Source organism: bacterium (assembly GCA_019695305.1).
In the GTDB taxonomy this organism is placed as follows: domain Bacteria; phylum UBA10199; class UBA10199; order UBA10199; family JAIBAG01; genus JAIBAG01.
The window spans coordinates 33476-49879 of sequence record JAIBAG010000006.1; the positions used below are offsets into that span (position 1 = coordinate 33476).

The 16404-nt window shown below is 41.6% G+C and carries 17 protein-coding genes; 9 read left to right on the forward strand and 8 right to left on the reverse strand.

What is annotated here, in order from left to right; genetic code table 11:
* The first annotated feature begins 1 nt into the window (after position 1).
* The 4 genes from K1X76_04400 (at position 2) to K1X76_04415 (ending at position 3367) form a co-directional block, all read left to right on the forward strand.
* Complete coding sequence (locus K1X76_04400) at positions 2 to 1393, forward strand: CCA tRNA nucleotidyltransferase (GenBank protein MBX7148302.1); 1392 nt, start codon at positions 2 to 4, stop codon at positions 1391 to 1393.
* Positions 1390 to 1851: a hypothetical protein gene (locus K1X76_04405; GenBank protein MBX7148303.1), complete on the forward strand. Its 462-nt coding sequence runs from the start codon at positions 1390 to 1392 to the stop codon at positions 1849 to 1851. Before K1X76_04400 ends, K1X76_04405 begins: the two co-directional genes overlap by 4 nt.
* Positions 1848 to 2438 (forward strand): dephospho-CoA kinase, encoded by a 591-nt coding sequence (gene coaE / locus K1X76_04410; GenBank protein MBX7148304.1) that lies wholly within the window; start codon positions 1848 to 1850, stop codon positions 2436 to 2438. Before K1X76_04405 ends, coaE begins: the two co-directional genes overlap by 4 nt.
* 68 nt (positions 2439 to 2506) lie before the next feature.
* Entirely contained in the window at positions 2507 to 3367 is an 861-nt protein-coding gene (locus tag K1X76_04415; protein MBX7148305.1) for a 3-keto-5-aminohexanoate cleavage protein, read from the forward strand.
* Positions 3368 to 3370: 3 nt separating this feature from the next.
* On the opposite strand, the gene K1X76_04420 is transcribed toward K1X76_04415, so the two are convergent.
* Positions 3371 to 4126: a glutathione S-transferase N-terminal domain-containing protein gene (locus K1X76_04420; protein MBX7148306.1), complete on the reverse strand. Its 756-nt coding sequence runs from the start codon at positions 4124 to 4126 to the stop codon at positions 3371 to 3373.
* 236 nt (positions 4127 to 4362) lie between these two features.
* Between K1X76_04420 and K1X76_04425 the strand changes: the two genes are divergently transcribed.
* Positions 4363 to 5124, forward strand: coding sequence for a hypothetical protein (locus K1X76_04425; protein ID MBX7148307.1), 762 nt, complete (start codon positions 4363 to 4365; stop codon positions 5122 to 5124).
* Between the two features lie 71 nt (positions 5125 to 5195).
* Here the strand turns inward: K1X76_04425 and K1X76_04430 are convergent, their stop codons facing one another.
* Positions 5196 to 7208, reverse strand: coding sequence for an NADPH-dependent 2,4-dienoyl-CoA reductase (locus K1X76_04430; GenBank protein MBX7148308.1), 2013 nt, complete (start codon positions 7206 to 7208; stop codon positions 5196 to 5198).
* A gap of 43 nt (positions 7209 to 7251) precedes the next feature.
* On the opposite strand from K1X76_04430, the gene tmpT reads away from it, so the two are divergent.
* Positions 7252 to 7899, forward strand: coding sequence for a thiopurine S-methyltransferase (tmpT, locus tag K1X76_04435; GenBank protein MBX7148309.1), 648 nt, complete (start codon positions 7252 to 7254; stop codon positions 7897 to 7899).
* Positions 7900 to 8466: 567 nt separating this feature from the next.
* On the opposite strand, the gene K1X76_04440 is transcribed toward tmpT, so the two are convergent.
* The 6 genes from K1X76_04440 to K1X76_04465 all read right to left on the reverse strand — a co-directional run bounded on the left by K1X76_04440 (position 8467) and on the right by K1X76_04465 (position 13685).
* A complete protein-coding gene (locus tag K1X76_04440) occupies positions 8467 to 9309 on the reverse strand; it encodes a DUF4010 domain-containing protein (protein ID MBX7148310.1) in 843 nt (280 codons plus the stop codon).
* 156 nt (positions 9310 to 9465) lie between these two features.
* A complete protein-coding gene (locus tag K1X76_04445) occupies positions 9466 to 9867 on the reverse strand; it encodes a hypothetical protein (protein ID MBX7148311.1) in 402 nt (133 codons plus the stop codon).
* A 224-nt stretch (positions 9868 to 10091) separates the two neighbouring features.
* Positions 10092 to 10577: a hypothetical protein gene (locus K1X76_04450; protein ID MBX7148312.1), complete on the reverse strand. Its 486-nt coding sequence runs from the start codon at positions 10575 to 10577 to the stop codon at positions 10092 to 10094.
* A 72-nt stretch (positions 10578 to 10649) separates the two neighbouring features.
* Positions 10650 to 11315, reverse strand: coding sequence for a hypothetical protein (locus K1X76_04455; protein MBX7148313.1), 666 nt, complete (start codon positions 11313 to 11315; stop codon positions 10650 to 10652).
* 334 nt (positions 11316 to 11649) lie between these two features.
* Positions 11650 to 12039, reverse strand: coding sequence for a hypothetical protein (locus tag K1X76_04460; protein MBX7148314.1), 390 nt, complete (start codon positions 12037 to 12039; stop codon positions 11650 to 11652).
* 47 nt (positions 12040 to 12086) lie between these two features.
* Positions 12087 to 13685: an acyl-CoA carboxylase subunit beta gene (locus K1X76_04465; protein MBX7148315.1), complete on the reverse strand. Its 1599-nt coding sequence runs from the start codon at positions 13683 to 13685 to the stop codon at positions 12087 to 12089.
* Positions 13686 to 13748: 63 nt separating this feature from the next.
* Here K1X76_04465 and K1X76_04470 point away from each other — a divergent pair, with 63 nt between their 5' ends.
* From K1X76_04470 to K1X76_04480, 3 genes are all read left to right on the forward strand, one after another.
* A complete protein-coding gene (locus tag K1X76_04470; protein MBX7148316.1) occupies positions 13749 to 14945 on the forward strand; it encodes an acyl-CoA dehydrogenase family protein in 1197 nt (398 codons plus the stop codon).
* Positions 14946 to 15060: 115 nt separating this feature from the next.
* Positions 15061 to 15831, forward strand: coding sequence for a hypothetical protein (locus K1X76_04475; GenBank protein ID MBX7148317.1), 771 nt, complete (start codon positions 15061 to 15063; stop codon positions 15829 to 15831).
* A 70-nt stretch (positions 15832 to 15901) separates the two neighbouring features.
* Positions 15902 to 16399, forward strand: coding sequence for a DUF1844 domain-containing protein (locus tag K1X76_04480; protein MBX7148318.1), 498 nt, complete (start codon positions 15902 to 15904; stop codon positions 16397 to 16399).
* Positions 16400 to 16404 lie beyond the last annotated feature (5 nt).

Consider the following 16404-nt stretch of genomic DNA (forward strand, 5'->3'; position numbering starts at 1 on the left):
AATGACTTTTACTCCCTCTCAATTTCCTTTCTTAAACGACGTCACAAGCGCCGGCGGGAAAATTTATCCGGTGGGTGGCTCGGTGCGCGATAGTCTACTGGGTAAAACTGTTAAAGATTACGATATACTTGTTGAAAAAATACCTCTTGAAACTCTCATTACTCTTCTTAAAAAAACAGGCCATGTGAACGTGGTAGGGAAATCGTTTGGTGTCATTAAATATAAAAACAAAAAAGACGATACGCACGAATACGATTTAAGCCTGCCTCGCAAGGAAATATCAACCGGCAGTGGTCATAAAGATTTTGCAGTAGAGTTTGATCACAATTTAAGTGTAACCGACGACTTAGGTCGTCGTGATTTTACAATTAATGCCATTGCCTTTGATGTATCTAACAACACCTACATTGATCCTTTTGGGGGCATTAAAGATTTAAACAATAAAATACTGCGTCAGGTTTTTGAAAATACTTTTGTGGAAGATCCTTTGCGTTTAATGCGTGCCGTCCAATTTTCAGCCAGGTTAAACATGGCTCTTGATCCTAAAACTAAAGAAGGCATGATTAAAAATGCCAAGCTCATTAATACAGTAAGTAAAGAGCGTATTATTTTAGAAATAGGCAAACTCTTTACAGCCGATAAGCCTTCACTCGGTTTTGACATCATGCGCGAGACGGGAATTTTACCGCTTATCTTTCCCTTTGTGCACGACATGATTGGTGTATTACAACCCATGAAAAAAAATGAGGATGTTTACCAACACACCATGAAAGTGCTGGATGCCTCACGCCATGCTACCGAAATGGAAAAACCGGGCGATTTGGATATTATGTTTGCAGCCCTACTCCACGATACCGGTAAACCCGCCACCAAAGGTTTTAGCGAAGAAAAACAAAAAACTACATTTTACAATCATCACAATGTATCGCGCCGCATTGCTAAAAACTGGCTTAATACATACAAGGCCACCACTATTGGAGTTGATATTGGCAAAGTGCTTAATTTGGTAGGAAACCATATGTTTGAGGCTAAATCGTTTTATTCCGATAAAGCCATCCGCCGTTTTGTAAGCAAAGTGGGCATAGGACATATTTACGACTTAATAGATCTTAGAATTGCCGATAAAAAAGGCGGCAAATTTCCCAACAGTATGAAGGGCATTATGAACTTGCGCGTGCGTATCCGGGAGGAACTGGCCAAGCTACCTCCTTTTACAGCCAAAGATTTAGCTGTAAACGGCCACGATTTAATGGCCATGGGATATGAAGCCGGACCTCTGTTGGGAATTATTCAAAAGCTTTTGGTAGAAAAAGTAATTGATGATCCCTCCTTGAACACCAAAGAAAATTTAGATACACTCATCAAAGAAAATTTTCCCAAGGACAAAGTATGAGAAAGAAAACGGATAAAACCTCATCGTATCTTAAAAAAGCCGATGCCCTCTTTGCCAAAAAAAAATACGCCAAGGCTATGCCTTTGTACGAAAAAGAATTGAAAAAAAACGGTGAAACTTTGGAATTGCTGGCGCGCCTCATTAAAACCCATTCGCTTATAGATAAACCCTGGACAAATGCCGACTTTGCCAAAAATTTGGATTGGACCATGAAAAGTCAGGAGCTTTCCAATCCCGGTTTAAAACGTGTTCATGCCAAACTGGAACCGGTATGGAAAGAAATTACCCTTTTAATCAGTCAAATGATGGCTTGCGCCGAAGAAACTGAGGATGATCTCATTGAAAAAATCATCAAACACAAAGAAAAAGCACTTTATCCTTTAGTAGAATCGCTACTTGCCTTAAAGCAGGCACAAAAAAAAGCCCTCAGTTTTTTAAAAGAACGTAAAAAAGCATGAAAGTATACGGCCTCACAGGTTCTATTGCCTCGGGTAAAACAACAGTGTCGCGCCTTCTAAAAAAAAAGGGCCTGCCGGTGTTATGCGCCGATGAAGTAGCTCACCGCGCCATTCGTCCGCAAGGAAAAGCCTATCAAAAAATTGTTAAAACTTTTGGGAAAGAAATTTTAAAAAAAGACAAAACCATCAACCGTGCCATTTTAGGAAAAATTGTTTTTGAAAACATAAAAAAAAGAAAAAAACTCAATGCCATTGTACATCCGCAGGTGCGCAACGACATGGCCCTTTGGCTGAAAAAGCAACACACCTTAAAAAAGAAAGCCGTTGTTTTAGACATCCCTCTTTTATTTGAAAGCGGATTAGATAAATTATGCCATCATGTGATTGTAGTTTATACCCCCGAAAAACACATGTTAAAGCGCCTTATAAAACGCAATAAATTTAAAACAGCCGAAGCTAAAAGCCGCATTAGCTCTCAAATGTCTATTGAACTAAAAAAGAAAAGAGCCGATTTTGTGATTGATAATTCGGGAACTTTGGCTAAAACAAAAAAACAAGTGGATACACTCATTAAAACAATGCTATAGACGCGTCATCCTGAGCGTTAGCGAAGGATCTCCTAGATTCTTCACTACATTCAGAATGACAACACAATATGTCCGATAAAATTATTATCACCTGTGCCCTAACCGGCGTGTTAACCGATCCTAAACGCCATCCTGTTCCTGTTACTCCAGCGGAAATGGCTAAAGAAGCAAGACGCGCCCATGATGCCGGCGCTTCTATTGTGCATGTTCATTTAAGACAACAACAAGAAGGCTTGGGTCATCTACCCTCGTGGGATCCAGATGTTTGCGAACAAGTGATCAATGCCATTAAAAAAGAAGTACCCGATATCATCATCAACTTAAGCACGGGTGTAATTGGTAAAGATGTGAGCGGCCCTCTCTCATGCATCGAACGCGTAAAACCCGAATATGCCGCCTGCAATGCCGGCACGCTCAACTACTTAAAAATTAAAGCCGACGGCACCTGGGCCTGGCCTCCGATGATTTTTGACAATAACGTGGATAAAATTCAAAAATTTTTAGACGTGATGAACAAAGTAGGTACAAAGCCTGAGTTTGAATGTTTCGATACAGGCATTGTGCGCTCGGTAGGAATGTACGAACAGGCCGGCATGTGCAAAGATCCCTCGGTAAACTTTGTGATGGGAGTTGATAGCGGTATGCCGTGCGATCCCGAATGGCTCCCTCTTCTTCTTAAACTCGTAAAGCCCGGCACACACTGGCAAGTAACAGCCATTGGACGCGAAGAAATCTGGCCTCTTCATCAGCGCACTGCGGAGTTAGGCGGACATTTGCGTTCTGGCGTGGAAGACACTTTTTATTTGGCAGATGGGAAAAAAGTAGATTCAAACGGACCGCTCATTGAAGCACTGGCTAAAATTGCAATACAAACCGGCCGTGGTGTGGCGACTACTACTGAAGCCAGAAAAGCGTTGGGGTTTTCTTAAGCCTTATTCTTTAACCGCATAAGTTGCCTTTAAATATTTAAGAATCTCCTGCGATTCATACAGGGCCGTTTGAGTATTGGGGTCAATCAAATAAGGCACCATCATCATCCCGCCTCGTTTTACAAGTTCCTGTCGCGGAGCTCCCTTAAAATGATAATTGGGCAAAATAACTTTACGAATTTTGGGCAAAATATAATCGGTCAACTCGTGTTTACCCACATTATGCAGCAAATAAGGAATTTCCAGCTCGCATAAAAGCTCGCGCACCGGACGAGAGTATGGGCTCGATTCAAAACTATACAACTCTAAAAGCTTGGCTGGCTTTTTAGATTTTTTAGCAAACAAGCCAGCACCAGCACGCAATTGGCTGGATATTTTAGATGTCTTTTTATTTAATAAACCCAGTTTCCATTTAAGCGGTGTTGGACGCTTGCCATAAGTTTTAAACAAATAATCAATAATGTCGCCCGATTCATAAAGGGTAGTGTTTGTGTTGGGATCTACCAAAAAGGGCAGCTGCATTTTGCCACCCAACTTTTCTACTATGGGCCTAAAACGTGTTCCGCCTTTGGGGCACGGATAAATTATAACCTCCAAATCAAGCTCGGTTAACACCTCACGCACCAAACGGCAATAAGGGCCCCCTTCCATATCGTACAGCTCGAGAGTCTTCTTAGGTTGAACGGGCATTCCATAAACTTGGGTGCCCCGCCACAGATTGATGGTTGATACTAGCGCTGAATTCCAAATTGATTTCATAATTTATGAGACATCGCTATTTTCCATATTCCTTTTTCTAAAAAAGCTTCTATGGTTTGGCGATGAGCCTTGTTGATTAAATTGGAGTGGGATAACAATCCTATTCACGATTATATCAATATAATAGTGAAAATTAACTTTAAATACCGACACATATTAAATAAAAAACATTTACACTTCTGTAAATATCCATCACTATATACCTTTATCCTATCAATTCTTAAAAAGGGGTTATAATGCGTCTATCTAATTTTAAAAATCAAATCTGTCATTTAAGTCTTATTATTGTTTACTCGCTATTGTTCATAAATTGCGATGGAACAACAGGAAATACTTCTACCTTTACCCTTCAAGGCTCCAGTACGTCGGCAGATGCCAGCGAAAGTGCTCCTGTTAACTTTTCGGTAAGCCCCAGCTCCCTCTTCATGAAAATTTATTCACTGGCAGTTTCTACGGATGAATTCTGTTCGGACCCCATCACTGTTTTTACAAATGAAGAACCCGTAGAAGAAGATTTGACCCAAAACCCCACACTCGGCTCAGGCGACATTCCCGATGGAACCTACCCCTGCATCATCATTGAAATTTCAGACACCTTTACCTATACACCCGATGCCACAGACGGAGCCTGCGAAGAGGGTGTGGAAGCATCCAAAGGTGTATGTAATGAAGGCCCACTTTTATTGTTTGATGGAACCGACGGCGAATGCACCACCGGTGAAGACCGCGTGACCATTTATTTAAGTACGGCTAATACCATTGTAACCCCTGAAGACTATGATGAGGCTGGTTGCGATGACGATACCGATTGTAATGGTTTTGTACCTCCTACAGCAGAGATCCCAACCCGTGGCGGTGCTTTGGGTGCGCCCTTGATTATTAGTGGCGACCAGTCGAGTACATTTGTTGTAGATATTAATAACGGATTAGAATCGGTAACGGATGAGGAGGATAACGATTTATGCAGCATCGAGGATATCCGTTTCAGCTTTGAATAAAGCTTTGCAGTAAAAACTTTAAAACAAAAAAACCTTGGAGAAATCCAAGGTTTTTTTGTTAATGAAACCCGCTATAAGCTTGCCCCCAATTCAGTCCCCTGTTTAATCGCTCTCTTGGCATCCACTTCGGTAGCCACATCGGCCCCGCCAATAATGTCATATTTGAGGCCTGCTTCTTTAAGAGGTGTTTCAAGCGATTTATCGGATAATTGACCCGCACACAGAACAACATGATCAACCTTTAACACCTGAGGCTGATCACCCACTAAAATGTGCAAACCTTCATCATCCACTTTATTGTAAGTAACACCGCCCAGCATTTTTACTTTTTTGTTTTTTAGAGTGGTGCGATGAATCCAGCCGGTGGTTTTACCCAAGCTATTACCGTGCTTACTGTCTTTACGTTGCAGCAAATAAATCTCCCGCGGTGATGGAGCAATCTCCTGCTTTACTCCCGTAATACCACCACGCGCTTGCATGGTTTTATCAATACCCCATTCTTTTAAATAAAGATTATTATCAAGCGAAGGGCTATGATCGGTAGAGAGAAACTCAGCCGTATCAAAACCAATACCGCCGGCACCGATAATGGCGACAGATTTACCGACAGGCTTTTTATCTTTCAGCACATCCACGTAGCTTAAAACTTTGGGATGAGTCACCCCTTCAAACTCGGGCGTACGCGGCACTACCCCGGTAGACAGCACCACATGATCAAAACCCTTCAGTGTTTCGATAGTAGCCCGTGTATTAAGTTTTAAAGTCACGCCCGTGACTTCAATTTGCTTTAAATAATAACGAATCGATTCTTTAAACTCTTCTTTGCCGGGAATTTCTTTGGCAATATTAAACTGCCCGCCAATTTCTTTATCGGCTTCAAATAAGGTAACTTTGTGTCCACGCTTGGCCAGTGTGATAGAACATGCAAGGCCCGCAGGCCCTGCTCCTACTACCGCAATGTTTTTAGGAAAGCTTGTTGGATTAATTGTAAGAACCGTTTCGTGACACGCTTCGGGATTAACCAAACAAGAGGCTGTTTGCATCTTAAACGTATGATCCAAGCAAGCCTGGTTACACGCAATGCACACATTAATTTCATCGCTGCGATTCTCTGCCGCCTTCTTTACAAAATCAGGATCCGCCAAAAAAGGCCGCGCCATCGACACCATATCGGCATGGCCATCAGCAATCACTTTTTCGGCCACCTCCGGCGTGTTGATACGGTTGGAAGTAACGAGTGGAATTTTTACTTCGCCTTTTAATTTTTGTGTTACCCAGCTAAAAGCCGCACGCGGTACCATGGTGCCAATGGTAGGGATACGCGCTTCGTGCCAACCAACGCCGGTATTGATAATCGTGGCGCCGGCTTTTTCTATTTCTTTGGCTAACGTAACAACTTCATCCCAGGTCGATCCGTTGTTGACGAGATCAATCATCGACAAACGATAAATAATAATAAAATTTTTCCCAACCGCTTCACGCACGGCTTTTACGATAGCTATAGGAAAGCGAATACGATTTTCGTAAGAGCCTCCCCATTCATCGGTGCGTTTGTTGGTGTTGGCACTGATAAATTCGTTAATGAGATAACCTTCGGAGCCCATCACTTCCACGCCGTCGTAGCCGGCTAACTGAGCGAGCTTGGCACAACGGGCAAAATTGCTGATTGTTTTGTTAACACCCCAACCTGGAAGCGCCCAGGGAGTAAACTTACTAATGGGTGATTTAATACGTGAAGGAGCAACGGCTAAGGGATGATACGCATAACGGCCGGCATGCAATATTTGTAAACAAATTTTTCCACCGGCCTTGTGCACTGCCTCCGTCACTTCGCGATGTTTGTACGCTGTTTTTTTATTGGTTAAATCACCAGCAAAAGGATGAACACGGCCAAAAAAATCGGGGCCCACACCTCCGGTAACAATAAGCCCCACCCCGCCTTCGGCCCGCCTCGCAAAATAAGCGGCCATACGTTCGTAACCGTTTTTTTCTTCTTCAAGGCCCGTATGCATGGAGCCCATGAGTACGCGGTTTTTAAGGGTGGTGAAACCAAGATCAAGGGGTTGTAATAAGTTTTTATACATGTAAAAGAACTAGCACGGCTGTTTTAATTTTAAAGGAATTTTTATGGATGAAAGCTTTTGGCACAACCGGTGGAAAAATAACGAGATTGCCTTTCATGAAGGAAAAGCTAATGCTCTGCTTGTGAAACATTTTTCTAAACTCTCATTGGTAAAAGGAAGCCGTATCTTTGTCCCCCTATGCGGTAAAACGGCCGATATCCATTGGCTACTCTCCCAGGGATATCATGTAGCCGGAGCGGAATTAAGTTCTCTTGCTATCGATCAACTTTTTACCGATTTAGGTGTTCAACCAAAAATTGATACACTCGGCAAACTTACTCATTACAGCGCCAACAATATTGATATTTTTGTGGGGAATATTTTTGATTTAACTAGCGCAACACTTGGATCAATCGATGCTATTTATGACCGCGCCGCCTTACTAGCTTTACCTCAAGACTTACGCAAACAATACACAGCCCATCTGACAGCCATCACCAACAAAGCCCCGCAACTGATGATCGTTTTTGAATATGATCAAACCAAACAAGAAGGCCCTCCATTTTCAATTAGCACAGAGGAAATAAAAGGACATTATGAAAAGACCTATCATATTTCTTTTATTGAAGGCGTAGAGGTACCGGGCGGATTAAAGGGAAAATGTGCAGCAACAGAAAATATTTGGCTAATTGATAGAAAAAGAACATTATAGCATTCTAAATTTTATGCCTGACAGTCAACCTAATGAAAGAAGTCTCAAAAAAGCAATATTGTGGAAACGCTTAAGCATGGCAGCTTATTCCACTGTTTTACTTATCTTTTTTTATTTCACCACGTTTACAACTTTTGCTTCGAATGGTAGTGTAATGCAGCGTTTTTTTATTGGTTTACTGGGTCTATTATTTTCATTTATTGGTTACGGATACGTCAAATTTTGTAAGGAATATATATTTTTATATAATCAACCCTCTTTTATAAAAAAAATTAGGGATAAACTCCTCCTTAATATACTGTACATGCCGAACGCCAACACCTTCAGATTGGGAGGTGTCACCCTTGCAGCAATCGGAATATGCATATTCCTTGCCTCCTTTATAGACACAAGTAGATAGCTTCAATAATTTTGCAACAATAATGTCTTTCACCTGGAATTTAAAAGATAATGAGTGCCAGCTGACAAAAGAGGGAACCTGTCGCATTGTTATTCACAAATCTGCAAACAACTATTGGGGCCTATCGGAAGTGTTTAATCTGCAATCATAATTTCAGTTGTAAAAACCTAATTCACAAAAAAGAAAAACAGCCAACTTGCCAGCAGGGATAGAAATAACAAAATAGTATACTTCAAAATATATTTTTTAAGAGCATCGCTTCCCAGTGAGTAAATAAGGAATAATTTGGATACGTAAGAAGCGGCAATGGAAACAGCAAGCAAACCACCTAATTGAATCACTCCCAAACTCCCGTCATCGTGCATTTGAATATTAGCTACAAACGATCCATGCACTTCAAATAGAGAAACCAGAAAAGTGAGAAGAGCAAGCCCTACTTCACCAAAAATATTTTGTAAAATTTTTGACAACGCCAGAATAAGCACAATAAAAGCTGAAAGCTTAAGGATAGATAAAATATCCAGCTGATGATCCGTTATGGCCATAGGCGCATCTGTAATCTTTTTAGATATAGCCATCATCAAACTTATCGTTAAAATTATAGGGCCAATGAAGATAACTAGTAATGAAAAATGAAAATTATCGGCAGCAAAATAAAGGATACAAACACCTTCAAACAACATAGCGAGAGTAGCCGCTAAAAAAACAAGGGTGTCCGAAAAAACATTTTGATAAGGAAATAGTTTGCTCTGACGAGCAAGATTAGCTGTTGTGGCGGTACTCGAAATAAAGCCTCCAAAAAAACCGCTAAACAGTGCCCCCTTTTTAGCCCCTAAAAATTTAACAGCAACTGACGCCATCACTTGTATGAAGGCTAATACAAAAATAATGGATACTATTTTTTTAGGCTTTAATAAGGCCCACGGATCGACGGGAGTATTGGGTAAAATGAAAGTTAGCAGAAAAAGAACCAACAAGATAAAAACAGGTTTTAGCCACGCCTTAATCATAAGTTGCAGCTTCTTATCTTCTTAAAAGAGAAATGTCAGCGATTTTAAATCAGTGTTTTTTTATTTTCCATACTCCTCGACGCGTGCCAGGCATCGGGGCTACAGAAGCCATGAAACGCATAGGAACAGAAGGTTTTGAGTGTCATTGATTGATTTTTAAAGGCTGATTTTTTCCAAATCCGTTACGGTACATTCAAAACAAAAGTGCATTTCATGATCAAAATGGGTGTTATAAGTATAGGCCAGCTTTTTAATGTTACCGGTAACAGCAAGATATCCGGTTTTTGTTAGAGGAGTAAGAGAAAGTAAAAAGCTATTAGGACTCATCCCCTTTAAAAATGCTTTACCGGTAAAAGACGAAGATAAAATTTTAAGGTCTCGATTAAAAGCTTCCACCGAAAAGCGCTCTACCCACAGCTCGTGCTGAGCACTAAAACCTGAGGAAGAAACTTCTACCCCCACTAAATAATCATGCGAGGTCGCATCCCTCTCCAAAACACGGCATTCTAAAAAAGAAGAGCCGCTCGCCAAGCGAAAAGAATGAAGGTTGTTATCCATAAAAAGATTTGTAGCTGAAACGGGCGTACAATCAAGTTTTTTTACTAGAGTCTCACAGGCGTTTCAAACAGTCCCAAAATGAAACTACATACTATTATATGGTTAAAGATAAATACTTTATTTGTTTCGTATGGGATGCAGAAAAAGAAACTCAAAACATACTTGCACATGAATTAGCTTATGCAAAGGAAATGTGTGAAGGCGAAGGGGATTTTTTGCCAAGATCAATGTATGCTATTAGAATATCGCTTTAACACTGATCTAAGAGGCGGTTTACATTTAAACCATCCCCTCCATACATCTTCAGCCACTCCTTGCTGTACCCAATAAGGCCATTTTTCTTTAGGCTCAATCCACCCCTCCCATAGCACCTTATCTTCATCATAAATGGTTAAAAAATCACCTATGCTAAGAGGCCAGAGATTATCGCGCGACGTCGGTTTGCTATCATCAACAAAACACCAATCGCCTTCATACTCCATTCCCTGCTCAAAGAATAATTCTAGATGCCCTTGCATTGTTTTTTCTAAAACTTGATTGACTGGCTTAAATGCAAAAATGGGCTGGTGGCAATGCCTGCAAATTTTATCTGGCCATAAAACAAGAGAGTAATTAAGCTTTTTACAACGCTGGCATATTTTTAAATAGTTAAAATTTCTAAGAAGAATAACTAACAAAACCAAAAAAGTTACTATTAGAAGATGTGGCATATCATTGGTAGACTTGGTGTAACTAGGCCTGGTTACTTAAAAAATTTTACGCTGTAAAAACCTAACCAATGATTAAGCGCTTACTCTTGTGAAAAGTCCATCGAGCCTTATTAATACGCTTTTTATGCGAGCAAGCTTGCTAAAAATAGCATCAGCTGTAGTGGAATTCCATGTCACTGGGCTAGTAGCATAACTAAGTATCGTATCAATAATATCAATCTCCTTTTTAACATCAGTTGGCAAAAGCTCATTGGTAACCTCAATATAATCATAATAATCATAGGCGCTAGAACTTAGACGACTCAATTCAACAGAATCATTTCTCGAGCTTCTTGGTCTTGGTGTTTCCTTGTTCAAAATTACATACCCACTAGGCACCGCTTCAAGTGTATAGCTAATTTTCGAATAATAGTCAGGCTCCGACCTGACTTCTTGAGGGGCCAAATACATGTTGCTATGTGTGTTTGGCATTTCTTTCCATAAAGATATGAGCTCACTATTAGCCTGCTTTATAGCCTGAGATAGAGAAGCATAATTTGTAACCGCATATAGTCTAAGATCTTGAACCAATACAGCGGTATAACTGGGAGCTACTTTTATAAAATAACTTTCAACAACTTGAGCCTCATGAAGTGTATCAATGTTTTCGTCATCAGATGGCCCCTTATGAAGCAAGTAGTAATCTCTAAGCGATCCCAATGAATATTTTTCCGCAATTTCAGACAATGCCCATCCCATATAAACCTCACGAGTTTAACAAACATACCCTCATTGCCGCTCAAGCAACTGAGAGCCACATTAATCCAAGACAGTAAAAAACCTAATTACGAGATTATGCCCGTTTATATTTTCGGTATATCTTTAAGAAAGTTGCTAATTTTATAAGGGAGCGGCCGCTTAGTATGATTTTAAATAATGCTTTAAGTTTATAACTAATTAAAATTATTAAGCTTTTTAGTTTTTTAAAGGCAACTTTTTATTTTAGTTGCCGATAAAAACACAGTTAATTACCTAGGAGCCAACTCTTGAAAGCTGAAAAAATTTCAAGTTTCAAGAGTTGGCCCTCTTACAGCTAGCAAAAATTTACATGCCGCACTTCAAAAATAGCTAAAATAAAATTTATTATAAAAGAAATAATAGCTCCACCCATTATCCATGCAAGAGGTTTAAAAAGCCTGTCCATTTTTAGTTTTCCAAGATGCACCATATAAATATTGAGAACCACAAAAGAGATAATCCAAAAAAGTGGTGATATAAAAAATCCCGTCATTTTGGCACCCTTAAGAGAAAACAAAGGAATAAGAAAAAGAGGTGGCACAACAACACGAAAAAAACCAAAAACAAACGCTATTTTCTTGCTGGAACACTTGTACATCCAACGTAATCCCAAATAAAACCAGGCGGCATACACCGGTATTTTTAAAAGCGTCACCAGTACAAGCTCAATATCTAAATTTTTCATCTGTTCTTTTGAAATTGTATTAGAAGACAACGGCAGACAGCCTTATATTACACCGGCTCCACGCCATGCTTCCGGTCAGGTGTATTAATCTTTTTATTGGCCGTAAGCTTGAGCGTTTCAATCAACACCCGGCGTGTATCACGTGGATCGATCACGTCATCAATATAACCACCTTCAGCAGCCATACTAAGCGCAATGCGTTCGCGGTAGAGATCGACCAATTCTTTTCTTTTGGCCTCCGGATCCGCAGCGGATTTTATTTCTTTGCGGAACACAATATTCACCGCCCCTTCTGCCCCCATCAAACTAATTTCGGCCGTAGGCCACGCGACGATTAAATCCGGACCGTAGGCTTTTCCGCACATCACGTAATAACCAGCACCGTATGCTTTGCGTACAATTACCGTCATTTTAGGAACTGAAGCTCTCGAAGTGGCAAATAACATCTTCGCCCCATGACGAATAATACCTTTGTGCTCTACTTGCGAACCCACCATAAATCCGGGCACGTCTTGTAAATAAAGGAGCGGAATATTGTAGGCATCACACAAATTAATAAAACGCGCGGCTTTATCGGCTTCGTCTACATTGAGCACACCCGCCATGTACGCCGGTTGGCTGGCCACAATACCCACGGAATACCCACCAATACGCGATAGCGCCGTAATAACACCTTGTCCAAATTTAGGTTTAATTTCTAAAAACTTCCCTCCATCCACAATTTTTTCCATCACCTTGCGCATGTCGTAAAACTGTTTGGAATTTTCTGGGATTAAATCGAGAATACTATCATCAATACGTTCTACATTGCCCGCATCGCCGGACATCAAACGACTCAAGCGATCACTGTCATTGGCTTTGGGTTGTACTACCGGGGGTTTTTCACCGGAATGCGACGGCAGATAACTGAGATACTGTTTGACGATTTCAATACATTCTTTATCATCTTTTACTTCTAAATCACCATTGCCACTCACTTCGCAATGCACCCGCGAACCACCTAAATCTTCTACACTCACATCTTCACCAATCACTGCTTTTACCAGCGGAGGACCGGCTAAGGCCATGGACGACGTCCCTTTCACCATCGGTACAAAATCGGCAAGGCCAGCAACATATGCCGTACCAGCCGCACATGGCCCCATCATGGCGGCAATTTGCGGGACGACTCCGGACATTTTTACTTGGTCGTGAAACATTTTACCTGTCATGGCAAAACGCGAAGAAGCAATTTCTTGCACGCGGGCACCGGCAGAATCTAAAAGCCATACAAGAGGCACCCGCATATCCAGCGCCATTTCACGGATACGGTCACATTTGCGCTCGCCAACTTCACCAATGGTTCCGGCTATCACGGTAAAATCATACGCTATTACACACACACGGCGTCCCTGCACCAAACCATGACCTACTAAAATACCATCGCCCGGGGTGAGCTTGTCTTTTAAGGTAGGGTCATCGCCTTGGGCTGTTCCTAAAATACCCATTTCAATAAAAGTACCCGCATCAAAAAGGAGATTAATCCTTTCCCGTACGGTAAGCTTGCCTGCCGCCTTTTGGCGCTTAACTTCATCGTCGCCCCCCATTTTTAAAGCGGTTGATTTTTTGGATTGAATGTTTTGATTGAGTTCTTTAAGGTTAGCCATAATTTTTTGCATTATAGAAATCTGCCTGTAAATGGCTAGAACTAATTTTTAAGGAGAACCCCCATGAGTCATACCGAAAACCGTCCCTACTTTACCCCCGATCACGAAATTTTCCGCAAGTCTGTCCGCAGCTATGTAGAAAAGGAACTCGCTCCCCACGCCAAACAATGGGAAAAAGATAAAAATGTACCTCGCGAAGTGTTTACCAAGCTTGCCGAGCAGGGATTTTTTGGGATTAATTACGATGAAAAATATGGTGGGAGCGGATGCGACTTTTGGTACAAAGTAGCTTTTTGCGAAGAAATGGTGCGCACCCGCGCCAATGGTTTTGTAATGGATGTGATGGTACATACCGATATGACCACCCCGGCTCTCAATAAACTGGGCACCGAAGAACAAAAACAGGAATTTTTAGTCCCTGCTATTAAAGGCGAAAAAATCGCCGCGCTGGGCGTTACCGAACCTGGTGCCGGCTCCGATGTAGCCCATATCCGCACCACCGCCCGCCGCGAGGGCGATGATTACATTATTAATGGTGCTAAAACTTATATTACCAACGGCTCACGCGCCGATTTTATTATTTTAGCCGTACGCACCGGCCCGGCCCTTACCAAAGAAAACTGGGATAGTGCCCATAAGGGAGTAAGTTTTATTCTTTTTCCTACGCGCGATAAAAACGGCAAACAAACCCCCGGCTTTAACATTGGCCGCCGTCTCGAAAAACTGGGGAATCATTCATCTAACACACACGAACTCAGTTTTGAAAACTGCCGCGTGCCCGCTAAAAACCTTTTAGGACAAGAAAATTTTGGTTTTTATTATATTATGACCAATTTCCAAGGCGAACGTCTCATTGCTGCCATCATGAGTGTGGCCGGCATGCGCATGATGTTAGAAGATGCTATTGCCTACGGCCAAACCCGCGAAGCTTTTGGACGCCCTATTATTAAGTTTCAGGTATGGAAACATCGCTTTGCCGAGTTAGCGACAGAGATTGAAGCCGCACAAGAACTGGTGTATCGCGCCACCGATTTGCATAATCGCGAACTCCCGGCCGTTAAAGAAATTTCCATGGCCAAAATGTTTGCCACGGAACTGGCCAACAAAGTGGCCTACGAATGCATGCAATTTCACGGTGGAGCCGGCTATATGGAAGAATACGATATTGCCCGCATGTATCGCGATGTACGTTTATATAATATTGGTGCCGGTACATCGGAGGTGATGAATGAAATTATATCGAAGTTGATGGGGCTCTAACCCCCTCCCGTCCTCCCCCTTAATTTAAGTGGGAGGAGCGAAGAAAGTCCTCCTCCCTTAAATTACCCCACAGGGGCCACTTCGAGGAGGGAGGAGACAGTGGTGGGTTACTCTTATGTCTCTCTTCCTCAAAATCCGTTCCTTCTTAAACTCTATTTTTTATTTCATCCGCCGTCACGTGCATTTAAGCCGTAGTAATTATTCCGAAGTATCAGCTCGCGCCCTAAACGACCTTCAGCCCGAAACAAAAAATGAAATAGAAAAACTCTCTAAACAGTATCAAATTAAATTTGAAGATACTCTCAATCGAGGCAACAGCCTCGAAAACTACCACCTCCTCCATTTACTGGGCACCGTCCAAAAAAAATGGAACTGGATTCTTCCACAAAATAAAAACGTGTGCGATGTGGGCAGTAAAAATTTTTATTACGCCAAAACACTTGAAATATTTTTTAAGCCCCAAAGCCTTACCGGCATTGAGTTGGATGCTTTTGTATTGTACGATGACTTGCATACCCGCAAGAGTTACGCCGAGTTTTATTTAAAACAAATAGGCCGTAGCCGTTATTTACCCATCAATTTTTTAAATTTTAGCGAAAAAACGGATATCATCACTCTCTTTTATCCTTTTGTTATTTCCGAACCGCTTATTCGCTGGGGGCTTCCTCTTTCGGAGTTTAAACCGGAGCTTTTTTTTAAACATGTGGCGCAAACCTTAAATGCCAATGGGCAGGTGCTGATCATTAACCAGGGCGATGAAGAATGGATAGCCGTTCAAAAACTGGCGAAAAATGCTGGGCTCATACTTAAAGCCTCATACACCGCCTCCCAAACCCTACTCTACCGCAAACTAACCCCTATGGTTAGTTTATGGACGCTCCCTTAAAAAAATTTCACCAAACGGGAGCTTGACGTGTAATAAATAAGGACTATAAATCCAAATACTTGGAGGGCATATGCGTGACGAAGAAAAGAATGACGGTCCTATTAAAGTAGTAGACCGACGTAGATTTAACACCGATGGCAGCATGCGGGATGAGGCCCCCGAAGAAATTGCACAAAAACCACTTCCCAAAACACCTCCTCCAGCACCCAAAGCTCCGCCACCACAAGCTGCTCCTGAGTCTCAACAAATACCTTCTTCACGAACCCCGGACCCCGAACCCCGGACCCCTTCTCCAAAAGGTGATTACGACATCAGTTTTCCACAATTTATTTTCTCACTCGCCTCTTCCATTCAAATGGCGTTGGGCCTTATGCCCAACCCCGTTACCAATCAAGTACGCATCAATTTGGCCAGCGCCAAACAAAGCATTGATATTTTAGCCATGCTCGAAGACAAAACACGTGGCAATTTAGACGAAGAAGAAGCGCAAATGTTAAAGCAGGTAATTTACGAATTACGGATGGTGTATGTAGAAGTAACCAACAAAATTAACGAAGCCAAAAAATAAAAACT